Raw genomic sequence first — 16,365 nt, 5'->3', positions numbered from 1 at the left:
GGCCCATTCCGACCACTCCATCCGGAGAACTCCTGTCATGACCCATGTCTCCGCCCGGCGGGGCGCCTTTTACGTGTCCGTGGCCGCGACCGCCTGGGGCACCGGCGGCGCAGCCGGCGCCCTCCTGTTCCAGACGGGCGGCCTCGGCCCCGTCGGCGTGTCCCTGTGGCGCTACCTCCTCGGCGCCGCCTTCCTGCTCGCCCTCGTCCGCCGCCCCTCCTCCGGCTCCTTCTCCGGCGGCTTCTCCGGCGGGCTCAACTGGCGCGTCCTGGTGGTCGGCGCCGGAATGGCCGTCTACCAGACCGCGTACTTCGCCGCGATCGCCGTCTCGGGCGTGGCCGTCGCGACCGTGGTGACGATGGGCGCCACCCCGATCTTCACCGCCCTCGGCAGCCGTTTCCTGCTCCGCGAGCGCCTCGGCACGGTCGCCCGCGTCGCGCTGGTCGTCGCCCTGGCCGGGCTCGTCCTGCTGACGGGGGAGACGGTGCTGCGGAGCCGTACGTCCGCCCTCGCGGGCATCGCCTTCGCCCTGGTCTCCGCCGCCGGGTACGCCGGCGTCACGCTGCTCTCCAGGCGGCACAGGGACGACGACCCGCAGGCCGTGGCGCTCGGCGGCTTCGTCGTCGGGGCGGTGTGCCTGACGCCGTTCGCCCTGGCCGACGGGGTGGTGCCGCAGGTCAGCCTGGGCTCGGTGGCGCTGCTGCTCTACCTGGGCGCGGTGCCGACGGCGCTGGCCTACGGGCTGTTCTTCCGCGCGCTGACCGCGCTGCGGGCCACCACGGTCTCGATCATCTCGCTCGGCGAGGCCGCGGCCGCGGCGGTTCTCGGGGTCGTGCTGTTCGGGGAGCGGCTCACGCCGCTGGCCTGGTCCGGCTGCGCCCTGCTGCTCGCCGCCGTGGCGGTGCTCGCGGTACGGGCCGAAGCGGGCTGACTCGGGCGCGAGCGGTGTAACGGTTCGGGGCGCCGGATAAGTTAAGGTCCGGTACGGCGACGCTTGCCGTATCGTCGCTCCGCTCCCATTCCTCGATACAACAGGGAACGGTGTCGGCGTAGCGCGCGTTGGAGGAACTGTGGCCTCAATAAAGGGAATTTTCAGGAACCTCCTGGATCGTCCAGGCGGGGTGCCCCTGACCCCCTACTTGAAGATCGTCAAAGCGGCCGGGCTCCGTGCCGACCGGGTGGGCAAGCTCGACGAGCTGCCGAGGCCCGCCATGGACGATCTGGCCGAGTTCTGCGCCATCGCGCGCGAGGCCGCCGACAGGACCCTCGGGCTGCGGCCGTACGACGTGCAGTTGCTCGGCACCTTGGCCCTCCTCAACGGGAAGGTCGCGGAGATGGCGACCGGCGAGGGCAAGACGTTGTCGGGCGCCATGGCGGCGGCCGGCTACGCGTTGCAGGGCAAACGGGTCCACGTGATCTCCGTCAACGACTATCTGGCCCGGCGGGACGCCGAATGGATGGGCCCCTTCTTCGAGGCCGTCGGCGTCACCGTGGGCTGGATCGGCCAGAACTCCACCCCGGCTGAGCGGCGCGAGGCGTACGCGAAGGACGTGACGTACGGCCCCGTCAGCGAGATCGGCTTCGACGTGCTGCGTGACCGCCTGCGCACCGACGCGGACGAGATCATCGTGCCCGCGCCCCAGGTGGCCCTGATCGACGAGGCCGACTCGGTCCTCGTGGACGAGGCCAGGGTGCCGCTCGTCATGGCCGGCGCGTCCGACGCGGGCAGCGCCGTGCCCGAGATGGCGGCGCTGGTCCGGCAGCTCGTCCGCGGCTACCACTACGAGATAGACGAGCAGTCGCGCAACGTCTACCTCACCCCCAAGGGCGCCGACAGCGTCGAGAACCTGCTGGACGTCGAGCTCTACGACGAGCACGAGCCGGGCGCGCTCATCGAGCTCAACCTGGCCCTGCACGCCCACGCGCTGCTCGCCCGCGACGTCGACTACATCGTGCGCGACGGCAAGGTCCAGCTCATCAACCCCTCGCGCGGCCGGGTGGCGCTGCTCCAGCGCTGGCCGGACGGCCTGCAGGCGGCCGTGGAGGCCAAGGAGGCGCTGCCGCCCAGCGAGAAGGGCGAGATCCTCGACTCGATCACCGTCCAGGGCCTGATCAGCCGCTATCCGCAGATCTGCGGCATGACCGGCACGGCCGTGGCCGTCCACGAGCAGCTCGGCGAGTTCTACGGCCTCAAGGTCGCGGTCATCCCGTCCAACCGGCCGTGCGTCCGCGAGGACGAGCCGGACCGCATCTACCCGACCGTCCCCGACAAGGACGCCGCGCTGGTCGAGGAGATCCAGAAAGCCCACGCCACCGGCCGGCCCATCCTCATCGGCACACTCGACGTGGCCGAGTCGGAGAACCTCGCCAAGCTCCTCCAGCGCCGCTCGCTCACACCGGTCGTCCTCAACGCCAAGAACGACGCCGAAGAGGCCACGATCATCGCCAAGGCCGGCGAGCGCGGCGCCATCACCGTCTCCACCCAGATGGCCGGCCGCGGCACCGACATCCGCCTCGGCGACGGCGTCGCCGAACTCGGCGGCCTCTACGTCATCGGCTCCGGCCGCCACGCCAGCAGCCGCCTCGACGACCAGCTCCGCGGGCGGGCCGGCCGCCAGGGCGACCCCGGGGCCTCGGTCTTCCTCGTCAGCATGCAGGACGACCTGATCACCCAGTTCGTGCCCGACGAGCGACCGCCCGCAGCCGACGCCGACGGCCTCGTCCGCCACCGGCGTGGCGCGTACCTGGTCGGTCACGCCCAGCGCGTCGCCGAGGGCGTCAACCTGGAGATCCACCGCAACACCTGGCGCTACACCCGCCTGCTGGAGCACCAGCGCGAGCTCATCCTGGAGTGGCGTGACAAGGTCCTGCACGGCGACGCCGCCGCCAAGGCCCTGTCCTCGGCCGACGCCGAGCGCTGGGCGGAGCTGCCCGAGGACACCCGCGACGAGACGGCCCGCCAGATCGTCCTGCACGCCATCGACCGCTGCTGGACCGAGCACCTGGCGTTCCTGACGGACCTGCGTGAGGGCATCCACCTGCGGGCGCTGGGGCGCATGAGCCCGATCGACGAGTTCCACCGGGAGGCGGTGGCCGAGTACAAGTCGCTGCTGGCCGAGGTGGAGCGGCGGTCGCTGGAGTCGTTCGAGGCGCCGGAGCCCGACCTCAAGCGGCCGACGGCCACGTGGACGTACCTGGTGCAGGACAACCCGTTCGGGACGGAGTGGGACCGCATCCTCAAGCGCGTGACGGCGGCGACGCGACGGGGCTGACTTGGTGTTTCGTTCTGGGGTTTGCGTGATTTCGGAGACCGGCGAGGCCACCGTGCGCAAAGCTTGTCCGTAGAGATCGGACCCCAGAAAAGGCGGTGGGGAGCGGCCCTTTCGGGCGACTTCGTGCCGTGACCGGGAGGACAGGCCGGTGGGCGAAGGCTGACCAGGACGGCGGCATCGAGGACGCGGCCCTGCTCATCTTGGAGTGGCTCGCCGAGCAGGGCATCAACGCGATGATCAGGGTTGATGCCGAGAGGCTGGCAGAAGGTCGGCACTCCTGGACCTTCGCGGCGAGCGGCGGCCCGCTGGAGGCGGGCATGCGTGCCGACGGCGCGAGCGCCGCGCTGTGTCTGTCGATGGCAGTCGCCCGGCTCCGCGAGCTCGGCGTGGTCGTGCCGGGTCTCGGTAGTCGTCCTTCAATTCGTCGGGGCGGTCCTGGACCGGCTCGCCTACGGCCACGCCACCGGGGAACTCCTCCCGCTCAACCTGGCCAGCCGCGCGGACCTCGCGCTGCGCGTCGTGAATGACAGGGAGAGCTGGCGGCTTCATGAACTTCTCGGTACCTGACGGAGGATGACAGGTACCCCTGCGACTCTCGACTCATGACAACCAACGCCAAGCTCGTCGCGTTCACCATCGACTGCGCGGACCCCAAGAAGATGGCCGCCTTCTATCACGAGGTCACCGGCCTTGACATCCAGTACTCGGAGGACGAGTACGCCGCCGTGGGCGACGGCACCACGAACATCTACTTCGGCCGGGTCCCCGACCGCAAGCCCGTGGTGTGGCCCAGCCCCGACAAGCAGTTCCACCTGGACTTCAGGGTTCCCGACGTGGCTCGGGCGGTGGAGGAGTACCTCGCGCTGGGGGCGACGAAGCCCGAGTTCCAGCCTGGGGTCGGGGAAGACGGGACGAACTGGATCGTCCTGCAGGATCCGGAGGGCCACCTGTTCTGCGTCTGCCCCGAACGGTCCTGACCTGGCCCGTGGCTACCTTGGTTGACCTGGGTCGGCTGATGAATGTGCCACATGTTCGTGCTGGTCGCGCGCGGTATCTGATGAACGATCCGCCTAAAGGATGATTCGGGCGCTTCGCTGGCCTCTTAAGCTAGAGCAATGCTCCTGGAAGGATCCATGCCCCCCCGTGGGCGACGATGACCTGGGTCGGTCTGCTGCTCGCGCTGGCCGGAGCGCTCGGATACGCGCTCGGCGCGGCTCTGCAACAGTACGAGGCCGTGGCCGAGGGCGCTTCGTTCAGGCTGGTGAAACGTCCCCGGTGGTGGATCGGCGGCATCATCGGCTTCACCGGGGCCTGCCTCCACGCCGTCGCGCTGAGCCTGGCCCCCCTCGTCGCCGTGCAGCCGATCAGCGTCGCCACGCTGGTGTTCGCCGTGCCGCTGGCCGCGTTCATGTATGGGCGCAAGCCGTACAAGGCGGAAGTTCTCGGCTCGATCGCGGTGGCGGTGGGCCTGCTCTGGCTCATGCTGCTCGTGCCGCAGCACAACGTGACGCCGAGGCTGGGCAGCGGGGCGGCGCTCGGGTTCGTGGCCGTGATCGGCGTGATCGTCCTCATCAGCCAGCTCTTCGCCCGCCGGGTCCACGGGCCCGCCAGGGCGCTGCTGCTGTCGGTGGGCGCGGGCGTCGTCACGGCGAGCGTGTCCACGTTCGTGCGGGTCGTGGGGGGTGGCATGGAGGGTGACTGGGGCAGGTTGCTGCACTGGTTCACCCTCGCCGTGCCCGTGTTGCTGGTCTGCGCGGTGGTGCTGCTGCAGCGCTCGTACGCCGTGGGCTTCTTCGGCATCGCGTACGCCGGCGTACAGGTCATCGACCCCATCACCTCGGTCCTCGCCGGTGCGATCCTGCTCGGCGAGCCCCTCCCGACCAGCCCTTCCACCGCGATCCCCGCCCTGCTGGCCAGTGCCCTGACCATCGGCGGCACCATCACCCTCGGCCGCCTGGCCCCCGACCACTCGACCCCGGCGAACGCCACCACCCCGACACCCACGGCCACCGTGAACGAGGAGCCCGTCAGCGCGGGCACTGTGCTCGGAGAGCCCGTCAGCGCCTGTGCTGTGCACGGGGACCCCGTCAACGCCGGCATCGCGAACGGGAAACCCGCGAACGCGGGCGCCACAAGCGGGAAGCCTGCGAACGCGAGCATCGCGAACGGGAAACCCGCGAACGCGAGCGCCGCGAACGGCAGCGGCGTCAACGGAGGAAGCGTCAACGGAGGAGGCGTGAACGGCGCCCACTCCAACGGGGCATCAGCGAGCTCCGCCACCACGCCGGGAGACGCCGCCACCCGCTGAGGCCCCCGCCGCATCTCGGCCCTGGCCGCCGTCCCCACCCCCCGCGCAACCCCGGTGCCCGCATGACGTCGCCTTCGGGTCCACTGCCTTCGGGTCCACCCCCGCAACCCCGGTGCCCGCATGACACCGCCTTCGGGCCCACCGCCTTCGGGACCACCGCCTCCGGGACCACCGCCTCCGGGACCACCGCCTCCGGGACCACCGCCTCCGGGACCACCGCCTCCGGGACCACCGCCTCCGGGTCGTGCCGTCTTTGGGTTCACCGCCTCTGGATCGTGGTCAGACCTGGGCGGCTGGGCCCCGGCCCGTTCCGTTCGACGTCGGTGGCTGCCACCCCAGCAGCTCATCCATGGACCGCAACATCAGATCAGAGCTGAGCTGCGCCCCCATCGACATCCCGAAGTCCCGCACCCACACCGCCACCGGGTTGCGGAGCTTGGTCATCCGGCAGATGGACATCGAGCGTCGCACGATCTTCGAGGTCCGCTCCAGGCGGGCGGCCGTGTAGGCGGTGAGATCGCCACCGGCGTAGTGCGCGAGCACGACCGCGTCCTCGATCGCCTGGCAGGCTCCCTGCCCCAGGTTCGGCGTCATGGCGTGCGCGGCGTCCCCCACCAGCGCCACCTTCCCCCGGTGGTACGCGGGCAGCGGGGTGCGCAGGTAGTAGACGTCGTTCCGGAGGATCTTCGCCGGGTCGGCCGTCCGCAACAGCGTGGGAATCGGCTCGTGCCACCCTCCGAACCGCGCGATCAACTCCTGCCGCTCGTCACCGTGCACGGTCCCGGCCGGGGACAGGTCGGTCGCGTAGACGTACACGATGTCCCCGGCCAGCAGATGCACCCCGAACACCAGCCCCCGCCCCCAGCTCTCCATGCTGGCGATGTCCAGATCGCGCCTGGGCATGAGCGCGCGCCAGGCCGTGACCCCTGAGTACGCCGGCCCAGGATGCTCGGGGAAGACCGTCCGCCGGGTCGCCGAGTGGATGCCGTCGGCCGCCACGACCAGATCGGCCTCGAACTCACCGTCCTCGGTGCGCACGACGCCGCTGCCGGCGTCCACCCCGGACACGGTGGTGTTCAGCCGCAGCCCATCGCCCCCGAGCGCGTCCACGAGCACGTCCATCAACGTCGCCCGCAGCGTGACCACCACCGAGTCCCCGTAGCGGGCCTCCGCGTCGTCTCCCGTGGTGTGGACGAGCCACCGCCCGTCCTGTCGCCGGATCCCCACCTGCCCCTGCATCCGGCCGAGGCGGCGGATGGGGTCGCCGAGGCCGAGCGTGTCGAGTGCTTTCAGGGCGTTCGCCGCGATCGCCAGCCCTGATCCGATGGGATCGATCGTGGCCGCCTGTTCCAGCACGGTCACGTCCCACCCTTTGCGGCGAAGTGCCACGCCGGCGGTCAGACCGCCTACGCCCGCGCCGATCACCACAGCCTTGGGCATGTCCGGCCCTCCTTTGAACTACGTCTGCAGTTGAACTACGTCTGTAGTGTCACCCTACTACGCCTGTAGTGCGCCCTCACTACCCCTGTAGTATCGGCTTCCGTGAAGCGCTCAGAGACCGTCGCGGACACGGCCATCACCCTGCTGGCCGAGCGGGGTATGCGCGGCCTCACCCACCGGGCCGTCGACGAGGCGGCGGGCCTGCCGCCCGGATCCACGTCCAATCTGGCCCGCACCCGCGCCGCCCTGCTGGAGCTGACCCTGTCGCGGCTCACGGAGCTGGAGATGCGCGCTCTGTCCTCGGTCTACCAGAGCGATGAGTTCGCCGACCTGCCGGGGCGGGTGGCCGAGGCGCTGCACGTCCAGCTCTCTGACCGGCGGCGCACGCTGGCCCGCTACGAGCTGGCCCTGGAGGCGACCCGGCGGCCGGAGCTCCGCACGATCTACGACGAGGCGGGGCGGCGGTTCCGCGACCCTGTCGTCGCGCTGCTGACGGCCTTGGGGTCGCCGGACCCGGTGCGGCATGGGCGGCAGCTGGTGGCGTTCGGGGAAGGGCTGATGTTCGACGCCATCGCCGGGGCGGGGAGCACGCCCACCTTGGACGAGCTCAACGACGGCGTCCGCGAGTTGTTGTCCGGAATGCTCCGCTGAGGCGGGATACCGAATCAGGTGAGTGTCACAGGGCCGTAGCGTCCGGAGACGACGGCGGTCAGGCTGGGGCGGGGCTGCCGGTCGAGGTCGAGGTCCACGCCGACGGCCGCCAGGTCCCGGCGCGCGGCCTCGGGGTCGGGGTGGCCGCCGCTCAGCGAGATCAGCTCGGCGGCCGGCAGGCCGCTCTCGGCCGGATGCCGCGTGCCGCCCCAGTCGATGAGGAACGGCACCAGCCCGCCCAGCCCCGCCCGCTGCGGCGGGGTGAGCCGCCAGCACAGCAGGGCCCCGTCGGGCGTACGCCGCGACATGTCCTGCGGGTCGCCGGGGTCGTAGCCGCGCGCGCGGGCCCGCGCCGTGACGCCGTCGATGTCCTCGACCGCCACGGCCCATCCCACCAGCGCCGCCGCCGTCAGCTCGTCGATCAGGAACGGCCGGGGCACGGCCGGCGCCTCCTGCTCGGGATCGGGGCCGACGATCTCCAGATAGCTTCTGCCGCCGAGGCCGATGAGCCGGTTCCGGGTGCCGAAGCCGGGATGCCGGCCACCGACTGCGGCCTCGATGCCGAGCAGCCGCTCCAGCTCGGCCGCGGTCGCTTCCAGATCGGGGGTGGCGTAGACGAGATGGTCCAGGTTCATGGGAAGCATTTCAGCATGTGTCGCGGTAAGGGAGCTCAGGCAGGTGCCTGGCCCACTCCCCGGGCGAGAGACCGCCGTACGTCGCGCAGATCCGGTCCGGGGGCACGTGCCCGCCCGTCAGGTCGATGGTGAGCACGATGCCGCGCCCGGTCAGCACCCGCAACCGCCGTCCGTCGGCGGTGAAGACGGCCCGGGCCGCGCGGTCCGCGCCGGTCGCCGCCACCGGGCGCTCGGCCAGCAGTGCTCCGTCGCCGACCCGCCACACCCGCACGTGCTCGCGGTCGGTGCCGGCCAGCAGCCGCCCGTCCGCGCCGAAGCGCAGGTTGCCGGGGGAGGGCCGCAGCCGGGTGTCCGTGCCGGGGACGCCGTCGAGGCCGTAGATCTGGATGCCGGTCTCCTCGGCGATCGCCACCCGCCGCCCGTCGGGCGCGAACGTCGTGTACTCCCACGGCATCCGGTCCAGCCACGGCGCGGGGACGGCCCGCCCGCCGCGCCGCAGCTCCGACTCCCGGCCCGCGAACACCAGCGCCACCCGGTCGCCGGGGCCGACGACGGCGTACTCGCCCACGTACACCGCCCGCCGCGCCCGCAGGTCCCATGCCCACCGCTCGCCCGACTGCCCGGCCGCCGCGAACAGCAGCCCGCCGCCCGGGCTGAACCACGCCGACTGCTCGCCCGGCGCGCCGAGCCCCCTGCCGAAGGGCGGGCCGACGTGCGCGGCGCCGACCTCCCACAGGTACGAACGATCGACCCCGACGAGGGCCAGCGTCCGGCCACCCGGCGACCAGGCCATCGCCCGCACACTCTGCTCGGGCCCCGCCGTACGGGCGATCTCCCGGCCCGATTCGAGGTCGTACACGCGCAGCAGGCCCTCGTTCAGCGCCGCAAGCCTGGCCCCGTCCTCGCTGACCGCGTGCATCGAGCGCGGCCCCGCCAGCGGATCGGCGAACACCGCCACGGCCGCGTCCACCGCCGTCACCGCCCGCCGCGTCTCGGGAAGCCGCGCCAGCCGCCAGGCGGCCAGGCTGAGCCTGCGCGCCGTCACCGGATCGGTCAGCCGCAGCGCCTCCGCCCGCGCCGCCGCCACCCGGCCCATCGTCTGCTCGATGCGCCGCTCGGCGTCGCCGCGCTGCCGCAACGTCTGCCAGGACGCCACCAGCACGACCACCGCCACCAGCCCCGCCATGAGCGCCCGCCGCCGGCGCGCCCGCCGGCGGCCCCGCGCGATCCCCTCGTCCAGGAACGTCTGCTCGCCCCCGCTGAGCGTCATCCGGCGCCGCCCGCCGGCCGCCCACGCCAGGGTCCTGTCCAGCGGCTCGCCCCGCAGCAGCGCCGTCTCCCGCCGCCCGCCCGCCTCCCATCGCCGCGCGGCCCGCGCCAGCTCCCGGTGCACCGCCAGCCCGTCGCGCTCGCCGTCCAGCCACTCGTGCAGCCGGGGCCAGGCACGTAGCAGGGCCGGGTACGCGATCGCCCACGGCCCGTGATCCGTGATCAGCCCGGCCCGCTCGTACGCCGCCAGCACCCGGTCGATCGAGGCCGTCTCGCCCGCGTCGCGCCCCGCGACCAGCTCGTCCCCGGCGGCGGGGGTCACGGTGTCGGCCCCGTCGGAGTCGAGCCCCACCAGCCGCAGGAACACGTCCGGCACCAGCTCCTGCTCGGCGGGGCCGAGCCCCCGGTAGACGGCCTCGGCGCGGGCGCCGAGCGGCGGGTCGTCGACGGGCTCGGGGGGAAGCAGGCGGCCCTGCTGGGACTGCGGGGCGTCGAGCAGGGACATCAGGAGCTGGCGGGCGTTCGGGCGGCGGTCGGGGTCGGGGGCCAGGGCGGCGGCGACGAGCCCGCGTAACGGGCGGTCCAGCCGGTCGCCGTTGCCTAATCGGTCGTCGGGGCCGTAGGCGGCGTAGACGAGCAGCCGCCCCCAGGCCCGTACGTCGCCGGGCGGGCCGTCGCCGTCGCCGGCCAGCCCCAGCCCGACCAGCCGCGGGCCCTCGGCCCCGAGGACGACCTTCTCCGGGGTGAGCGAGCCGTGCGCAGCGCCCGCCTCGTGCACGGCCGCCAGCGCGGTGGCGGTGGCGGCGGCCAGCCGGTAGAGGTCGTCGCCGGTGTAGGGGCCGTGCCGGTCCACGACCTGGCGCAGGGTCGGGCCCGAGATGTACTCGCTGACCAGGTAGGGGGGTTCGCCCTCCAGGCACGCCTCCGTGAGCGTGGCCACCGACAACGAGCGGACGTGCCCCGCGGCCGCCGCCGCGGCGGCGAGCCTGGCCCGCGCCTCGGCGTCGGGCAGGAAGGGCACGCCCAGCGCATGGCGGACGCCCGACTCGTCATAGGCCTCGCGGACGGTCACCTGACCACCGCCGTCGAGCCGCGCGCCGAGCCAGTAGCCCCCCAGCCGATCAGTCATGCGGGATGGGACGCCGCCTTCCCGTCATCGGTTCAGCCGAGCCCGGTGCTGCGGCCACTCCTCTTCGAGGATGCCGAAACAGGCGGTGTCGCGCCAGGTGCCGTCGGTCCTCTTGCGGTGGCGGCGCAGGGTGCCCTCGTGCACGCCGCCGATGCGCTTGATCGCGTTCTGGGACCTGAGGTTGAGGTGGTCGGTCTTGAGCAGGACGCGGTTGAAGCCGAGCTCGAAGGCGTGGTCGAGGAGGAGCAGCTTGCAGCTCGTGTTCACCGCCGTGCGCCAGACGGCGCGGCCGTACCAGGTCCAGCCGATCTCGACGCTCTGCTCGAAGCCGGGCACGTCGCCGTACGTCGTCCAGCCCACCGCCCGGCCGCTCTCCTTGAGCACCACCGCGAACGGGACGTGCTGGTCGTCGTCGATCAGGCCCCGGGCCACCTTGCCCAGCTCCTCCTCCGACCGCGGCGGGCCGATGGGCAGCCAGCGCCAGACGTCCTCGTCCGCACCCCCGGCGGCGAACAGGTCGGGAACGTGATCCATGGAGAGCGGTTCGAGCCGGACGACGTCATTCTCCAGCACCACCGGGACAGGCAGCTTCGCGGTCATGGCGCCCAGTGTAGGAAGCCGGGACACCGGATGATGATGGCCACCTGCCCGCTTTTGCGGGGAACCACCTGTCGACACTCATACCGGCCGGTCGGTAGGCTCACGGCATGGACTTCGCCTTCGACACCGTCACCGAGGACCTGCGCTCGCGACTGCTGCGCTTCATGGACGAATGCGTCTACCCTGCCGAGTCCGCCTTCGAGGAGCAGGCCGCGGCCGGCGGCTGGAGCCCGCCGCCGCTCCTTGAGGACCTGAAGGACGAGGCGAGGAAGCGCGGCCTGTGGAACCTGTTCCTGCCCGGCGAGCACGGCGCCGGGCTGACGAACCTCCAGTACGCGCCGCTGGCGGAGATCATGGGCCGCAGTCCCGCCCTCGCCCCGACGGCCACCAACTGCGCCGCGCCCGACACCGGCAACATGGAAGTGCTGGCCATGTTCGGCAGCGAGTGGCAGCGCAAGGAGTGGTTGCGGCCGCTGCTCGACGGGGAGATCCGCTCCGCGTTCGCGATGACCGAGCCCGACGTGGCCTCCTCCGACGCCACCAACATCGCCACCTCGATCGTCCGCGACGGCAATGAGTACGTCGTCAACGGCCGCAAGTGGTTCATCTCCGGCGCGATGAACCCCGCCTGCAAGATCTTCATCGTCATGGGCAAGACGAACCCCGACGCCCCCAAACACCGTCAGCAGAGCATGATCCTCGTGCCCCGCGACACCCCGGGGATGCACGTCAAGCGCGGCATGCACGTCTTCGGCTACACCGACGCCGACCACGGCGGCCACGCCGAGGTCGTCTTCGAGGACGTCCGCGTGCCGGCCGAGAACCTGATCGGCGAGGAGGGCGGCGGCTTCGCCATCGCCCAGGCCAGGCTCGGCCCCGGCCGCATCCACCACTGCATGCGCCTCATCGGCATGGCCGAGCGCGCGGTCGAGCTCATGTGCAAGCGGGCGCTGTCCAGGACCGCCTTCGGCAAGCCGGTCGCGCAGCAGGGCGTGATCCAGGACTGGATCGCCGAGTCCCGCATCAAGATCGAGCAGCTCCGCCTGCTCGTGCTCAAAACGGCCTGGCTCATGGACACGGTGGGCAACCAGGGAGCCCACACCGAGATCCAGGCCATCAAGATCTCCACGCCGATCACCGTCGAGTGGATCCTCGACAAGGCCATTCAGGTGCACGGCGCGGGCGGCGTCTCGCAGGACTTCCCGCTGGCCGCGCTCTGGGCGGGTGCCCGCTCGCTGCGCCTGGCGGACGGTCCCGACGAGGTGCACAAGCGGTCGCTGGCCTATCGCGAGTTGAAGAGGTGGACGTGAACGAGGCGGAGATCAAGGAGCGCGTCGCGGCGTTTCTCGGCGAGCACGATCCGGGCAGGGATCGGCTCGAGTTCCTGCGGGCCAGGTTCGACGCCGGGCTGGCCTGGGTGTGGTTCCCGGAGGGGCTCGGCGGGCTGGGGGCGTCGCGGGAGCTGCAGCAGGTCGTGGAGCGGGAGCTGGCCGGCACGCCGCAGATCAACTCCGGCGTCCAGGGCATCGGCCTGGGGATGGCCGCGCCGACGATCCTGGCGTTCGGGACCGAGGAGCAGAAGCGCCGTTTCCTGCGCCCGCTGTGGACGGGGGAGGAGATCTGGTGCCAGCTCTTCAGCGAGCCCGGCGCCGGGTCCGACCTGGCCACGCTGGCGACCAGGGCCGTACGGGACGGCGACGAGTGGGTCGTGGACGGCCAGAAGGTGTGGACGTCCGGCGCCCACCACTCGCGGTGGGCCATCCTCGTCACCCGTACGGATCCCGACGTGCCGAAACACCGCGGCATGACGTACTTCGTGTGCGACATGCAGGCGCCCGGCGTGGAGGTGCGGCCGCTGCGGCAGATCACCGGTGAGGCCGAGTTCAACGAGGTCTTCCTGACCGGCGTGCGGCTCTCCGACGACCTGCGGCTCGGCGAGATCGGCGACGGCTGGCGGGTCGCCCAGACCACGCTGATGAACGAGCGCGTCGCCATCGGCGGCGCCCCCGTGCGGCGCGGGGGCGGCATGGTCGCCGCTGTGCTGGACGCCTGGCGGGAGCAGCCGGAGCTGCGCACCCACGAGCTGCACCAGCGGTTGTTGTCGCTCTGGGTGGAGGCCGAGGTCACCCGCCTGTCGGGGGCGCGGCTGCGCGAGCAGCTCGTCGCCGGGCAGCCGGGGCCCGAGGGGTCGGGGATGAAGTTGTCGTTCGCCAAGCTGAACCAGGCGCTGTCCGGGTTCGACGTCGAGTTCCGGCGCGATCTCGGCTACGACGACTGGAGCTTCCGCCGTTCCGAGAACGTCGACTTCTACGGCCGCGGCCCCGGCTACCGCTACCTGCGCGCCAAGGGCAACTCGATCGAGGGCGGCACCTCCGAGATCCTGCGCAACATCATCTCCGAGCGGGTGCTCGGCCTGCCCTCAGAGCCCCGCGTCGACAAGGACGTCCCCTGGAAGGACCTGCCGCGATGACCCTGCTGTACTCGGAGGTCGAGGAGGAGCTGCGCTCGGCGGTGCGCGGGCTGCTCGCCGACCGGTGTCCCCCGGCCGCGGTGCTCAAGCGGATCGAGTCCGAGCCGCATCGTCGCGAGCTCCTCGACTCCGCGAACTCCGTATACGACCTGGACCTGTGGAAGACGCTGGCCGGTGAGATCGGGGTGGCCGGGCTGCTGGTGCCCGAGGAGCACGGCGGCGCCGGGGCCTCGGCCAGGGAGGCGGCGGTCGTGCTGGAGGAGCTGGGGCGGGCGGTGGCGCCGGTGCCGTTCTTCACCAGCTCGGTGATGGCCACGCTGGCGCTGCTGCCCACCGGCGACGCGCTGCTCGGGGAACTGGCCGAGGGGCGGAAGGCGGCGGCGCTGGCCGTGTCGTTCGCGGCCTCCGCCTACCAGCCGTCGCGGGGCGCCTCAGTGCGCGTCGAAGGCGGCCGGTTGTCGGGGTCGGTCACGGGTGTGGCGGGCGCGGACGTGGCCGACGTGCTGCTGGCGCCGGTGGACGGCACCCTGTACGCGGTCGAGGGCGCCTCCGTCGAGGTCGTGCCCTCGCTCGACCTGACCAGGCCGGTCGCCACCATCACCTTCTCCGGGGCCGAGGCCCGGCCGGTCGGCGCGTGCGACGTGGCCGAGGTGTTGCGGTCGTCGGCGGGACTGCTGGCCTCCGAGCAGCTCGGGGTGGCCGAGTGGTGCCTCGACACGACGCTCGCCTACGTCAGGGAGCGCCACCAGTTCGCCCGGCCCATCGGCTCCTTCCAGGCGATCAAGCACCGGCTGGCCGACCTGTGGCTGGACGTGGTGCGGGCCAGGGCCGCCGCCCGGGGCGCGGCCGACGACCCGTCGCCGATCTCCGTGGCCGTGGCCCAGTCGTGGAACGCCGGGGTGGCCGTCCGGGTGGCCGAGGAGGCGCTGCAGTTGCACGGCGGCATCGGGATGACGTGGGAGCACCCCATCCATCTGTATCTCAAGCGCGCCAAAGCCACGGAGATCGCCCTGGGCACGCCGGGCGACCACCGTGCGGCGCTGGGCTCACTGGCCGGTGTCCCCGGCCCCGAGTGAGGCCAGCAGCAGGTCGGCGAAGTGCCTGCCCACCTGGGCGCCGGTCAGCGGCCCGTCCGCGTGGAACCACGTGCCCAGGTGGTGCACCGAGCCGAAGAAGTAGTCGACGACCAGCTCCGCGGGGACGTGGTCGCTGAAGAGGCCCTGGCGTTGCCCGTCGGCCACGAGCGCGCGGAAGCGCTCGTGGTAGCGGCGGCGCTCGGCGCGCACGCTCTTCTGCGTCTCGGGGGCGAGCAGGTGGTTCGACCTGAAGAAGATCTTGGAGTCGTCGAGGTTCGCGGTCGTCGTCTCCACGACGTCGGCCGCGGCCCGGTGCAGGCGCTGCCTGAGCGTGCCGTCGCCGTCGGCGATCTGCGTCAGGCGGTCCATCTGCATGCGCAGCACCCGGGCGTAGATCTCGTGCAGCAGATCGTCTTTGGAGTCGAAATAGTGATACATGGCGCCCTTGGTGACGCCCGCCGCCGCGACGATCTCCTGCACCGAGGTGCCCTCGAACCCGCGCTCGGCGAACAGCCTGGTCGCCTCGGCCAGCAGCCGCTGTCTGACCGGTTCTTCCTTCACATGGTCCCCCTTGGTCACCGCCTTAGCATACCGACTGGTCGGTTGAACTCATTTGCTGGTCTTGCGGGTACTAATTCCGTCACCTTAGGCTCGCCTTGGTTGAGAGAGGGTATCTCTTGACTGGCGAGGGATCTTCGGCGTGGCAGATCCTGTAATCACAACGACTCTTCGGGGAGTTTGCCGTGCCCGGTGGTGGCTCTATCTACGTGCAGCCCAACGAGAAGTACACAGGGTCGTCCCCGCAGTGGTGGTACGAGAAGTTCTGGCGGGAGGACGCCGAGAACCGGCGCCGTGCCAGATATGTCAAGGCGGGCGTGGGGTTCGTGATCGGGGTCGCCCTCGCGCTGAGGTTCGACCTCACGGGCGCCTCTCCCCTCTTCGGTCTCCTGCTCGCCGGGCTCGTGGCCGGCGGAGACTGGTACCTCGACTGGCGGGCCTTCCACGCGACCGCGGTCTGGCGCGGGGCGCGGCACGGTGAGACGATCACCGGCAAGATGTTGCGCAGGTCGCTGAGCCGGCAGGGCTACCGCGTCCTCGACGGCCGCGCCATCCGCGGCCAGGCCTCCATCGACCATCTGGTGATCGGCCCGGCCGGGGTGTGGATCATCGACAACGAGTCCTGGAGCCCCGACACCGAGATCGCCTGCTACGCCGGGCGGTTGTTCTTCGGCGAGAAATACGGCAGCAAGACCGCCAAGCCGCTGGTCGAGGCCGCTGAGGCGTTCGCCGAGATGCTGACCCGTGAGACCCGCATCCCGGTGACGATCACGCCCATGCTGGCCGTGCACTGCGGCATTCTCCCCAAGACCGGCATCGTGGTCGCCGAAGGGCTCATGCTGCTCAAGCCGCGGCTGGCCGCCAAGGTCGTCAAGGCGGCCGAGGGCGCGGTGTACAACGACGAGCAGATCGAGCTGCTGACCCGGACCGCCGCCAGGGAGCTGCAGCGCGTCTGAC

The 16,365-nt window shown here is 71.8% G+C and carries 14 protein-coding genes; 9 read left to right on the top strand and 5 right to left on the bottom strand.

All coding sequences use genetic code 11. From position 1 onward, the window contains the following. The first annotated feature begins 37 nt into the window (after window positions 1–37). From ACWD0F_RS22235 to ACWD0F_RS22220, 4 genes are all read left to right on the top strand, one after another. A complete protein-coding gene (locus tag ACWD0F_RS22235; RefSeq protein ID WP_449878282.1) occupies window positions 38–931 on the top strand; it encodes a DMT family transporter in 894 nt (297 codons plus the stop codon). Window positions 932–1,070: 139 nt separating this feature from the next. Then, window positions 1,071–3,272, top strand: coding sequence for an accessory Sec system translocase SecA2 (gene secA2 / locus ACWD0F_RS22230; protein ID WP_449878280.1), 2,202 nt, complete (start codon window positions 1,071–1,073; stop codon window positions 3,270–3,272). A gap of 602 nt (window positions 3,273–3,874) precedes the next feature. Further along, window positions 3,875–4,249: a VOC family protein gene (locus tag ACWD0F_RS22225; RefSeq protein WP_449878278.1), complete on the top strand. Its 375-nt coding sequence runs from the start codon at window positions 3,875–3,877 to the stop codon at window positions 4,247–4,249. Between the two features lie 176 nt (window positions 4,250–4,425). Beyond that, window positions 4,426–5,580, top strand: a complete 1,155-nt coding sequence (locus ACWD0F_RS22220) for a DMT family transporter (protein WP_449878277.1) — start codon at window positions 4,426–4,428, stop codon at window positions 5,578–5,580. Window positions 5,581–5,859: 279 nt separating this feature from the next. Here ACWD0F_RS22220 and ACWD0F_RS22215 read toward each other — a convergent pair whose 3' ends face one another. Then, on the bottom strand, window positions 5,860–7,020 hold the full coding sequence (locus ACWD0F_RS22215; protein WP_449878275.1) for an FAD-dependent monooxygenase: 1,161 nt from the start codon (window positions 7,018–7,020) through the stop codon (window positions 5,860–5,862). Window positions 7,021–7,122: 102 nt separating this feature from the next. Between ACWD0F_RS22215 and ACWD0F_RS22210 the strand changes: the two genes are divergently transcribed. Further along, complete coding sequence (locus tag ACWD0F_RS22210) at window positions 7,123–7,671, top strand: TetR/AcrR family transcriptional regulator (RefSeq protein ID WP_449878273.1); 549 nt, start codon at window positions 7,123–7,125, stop codon at window positions 7,669–7,671. A 14-nt stretch (window positions 7,672–7,685) separates the two neighbouring features. On the opposite strand, the gene ACWD0F_RS22205 is transcribed toward ACWD0F_RS22210, so the two are convergent. From ACWD0F_RS22205 to ACWD0F_RS22195, 3 genes are read right to left on the bottom strand one after another with little or no spacing between them, the layout of a single operon-like run. After that, on the bottom strand, window positions 7,686–8,306 hold the full coding sequence (locus tag ACWD0F_RS22205; RefSeq protein WP_449878271.1) for a VOC family protein: 621 nt from the start codon (window positions 8,304–8,306) through the stop codon (window positions 7,686–7,688). A gap of 10 nt (window positions 8,307–8,316) precedes the next feature. Continuing rightward, the gene (locus tag ACWD0F_RS22200; protein ID WP_449878270.1) at window positions 8,317–10,704 is read right to left on the bottom strand and encodes an nSTAND1 domain-containing NTPase; all 2,388 of its coding nucleotides are present in this window, start codon (window positions 10,702–10,704) and stop codon (window positions 8,317–8,319) included. Window positions 10,705–10,728: 24 nt separating this feature from the next. After that, on the bottom strand, window positions 10,729–11,304 hold the full coding sequence (locus ACWD0F_RS22195; RefSeq protein WP_449878268.1) for a GNAT family N-acetyltransferase: 576 nt from the start codon (window positions 11,302–11,304) through the stop codon (window positions 10,729–10,731). Between the two features lie 107 nt (window positions 11,305–11,411). On the opposite strand from ACWD0F_RS22195, the gene ACWD0F_RS22190 reads away from it, so the two are divergent. The 3 genes from ACWD0F_RS22190 to ACWD0F_RS22180 are packed head-to-tail and all read left to right on the top strand — an operon-like array spanning window position 11,412 to window position 14,850. After that, window positions 11,412–12,614, top strand: a complete 1,203-nt coding sequence (locus ACWD0F_RS22190) for an acyl-CoA dehydrogenase family protein (protein ID WP_449878266.1) — start codon at window positions 11,412–11,414, stop codon at window positions 12,612–12,614. Then, window positions 12,611–13,774: an acyl-CoA dehydrogenase family protein gene (locus ACWD0F_RS22185; RefSeq protein ID WP_449878264.1), complete on the top strand. Its 1,164-nt coding sequence runs from the start codon at window positions 12,611–12,613 to the stop codon at window positions 13,772–13,774. The genes ACWD0F_RS22190 and ACWD0F_RS22185 overlap by 4 nt, the downstream gene beginning before the upstream one ends. Then, entirely contained in the window at window positions 13,771–14,850 is a 1,080-nt protein-coding gene (locus tag ACWD0F_RS22180) for an acyl-CoA dehydrogenase family protein (protein WP_449878262.1), read from the top strand. The genes ACWD0F_RS22185 and ACWD0F_RS22180 overlap by 4 nt, the downstream gene beginning before the upstream one ends. Here ACWD0F_RS22180 and ACWD0F_RS22175 read toward each other — a convergent pair. After that, a complete protein-coding gene (locus tag ACWD0F_RS22175; protein WP_449878260.1) occupies window positions 14,821–15,429 on the bottom strand; it encodes a TetR/AcrR family transcriptional regulator in 609 nt (202 codons plus the stop codon). The genes ACWD0F_RS22180 and ACWD0F_RS22175 overlap by 30 nt on opposite strands. A gap of 164 nt (window positions 15,430–15,593) precedes the next feature. On the opposite strand from ACWD0F_RS22175, the gene ACWD0F_RS22170 reads away from it, so the two are divergent. Then, the gene (locus ACWD0F_RS22170; RefSeq protein WP_449878258.1) at window positions 15,594–16,364 is read left to right on the top strand and encodes a nuclease-related domain-containing protein; all 771 of its coding nucleotides are present in this window, start codon (window positions 15,594–15,596) and stop codon (window positions 16,362–16,364) included. Window position 16,365: the final 1 nt, after the last annotated feature.

It is taken from the genome of Nonomuraea sp. NPDC002799, assembly GCF_053592075.1.
Note: the sequence above shows the minus strand (reverse complement) of the source record. Positions and strands in the feature narration are given on the sequence as shown.

Bases quoted from the DNA above. Each gene is read 5' to 3' on its own strand.
- ACWD0F_RS22180 (WP_449878262.1), top strand. From the start codon at position 13,771: ATGACCCTGCTGTACTCGGAGGTCGAGGAGGAGCTGCGCTCGGCGGTG.
- ACWD0F_RS22200 (WP_449878270.1), bottom strand. From the start codon at position 10,704: ATGACTGATCGGCTGGGGGGCTACTGGCTCGGCGCGCGGCTCGACGGC.
- ACWD0F_RS22205 (WP_449878271.1), bottom strand. From the start codon at position 8,306: ATGAACCTGGACCATCTCGTCTACGCCACCCCCGATCTGGAAGCGACC.
- ACWD0F_RS22225 (WP_449878278.1), top strand. From the start codon at position 3,875: ATGACAACCAACGCCAAGCTCGTCGCGTTCACCATCGACTGCGCGGAC.
- ACWD0F_RS22215 (WP_449878275.1), bottom strand. From the start codon at position 7,020: ATGCCCAAGGCTGTGGTGATCGGCGCGGGCGTAGGCGGTCTGACCGCC.
- ACWD0F_RS22235 (WP_449878282.1), top strand. From the start codon at position 38: ATGACCCATGTCTCCGCCCGGCGGGGCGCCTTTTACGTGTCCGTGGCC.
- ACWD0F_RS22220 (WP_449878277.1), top strand. From the start codon at position 4,426: ATGACCTGGGTCGGTCTGCTGCTCGCGCTGGCCGGAGCGCTCGGATAC.
- ACWD0F_RS22190 (WP_449878266.1), top strand. From the start codon at position 11,412: ATGGACTTCGCCTTCGACACCGTCACCGAGGACCTGCGCTCGCGACTG.
- ACWD0F_RS22195 (WP_449878268.1), bottom strand. From the start codon at position 11,304: ATGACCGCGAAGCTGCCTGTCCCGGTGGTGCTGGAGAATGACGTCGTC.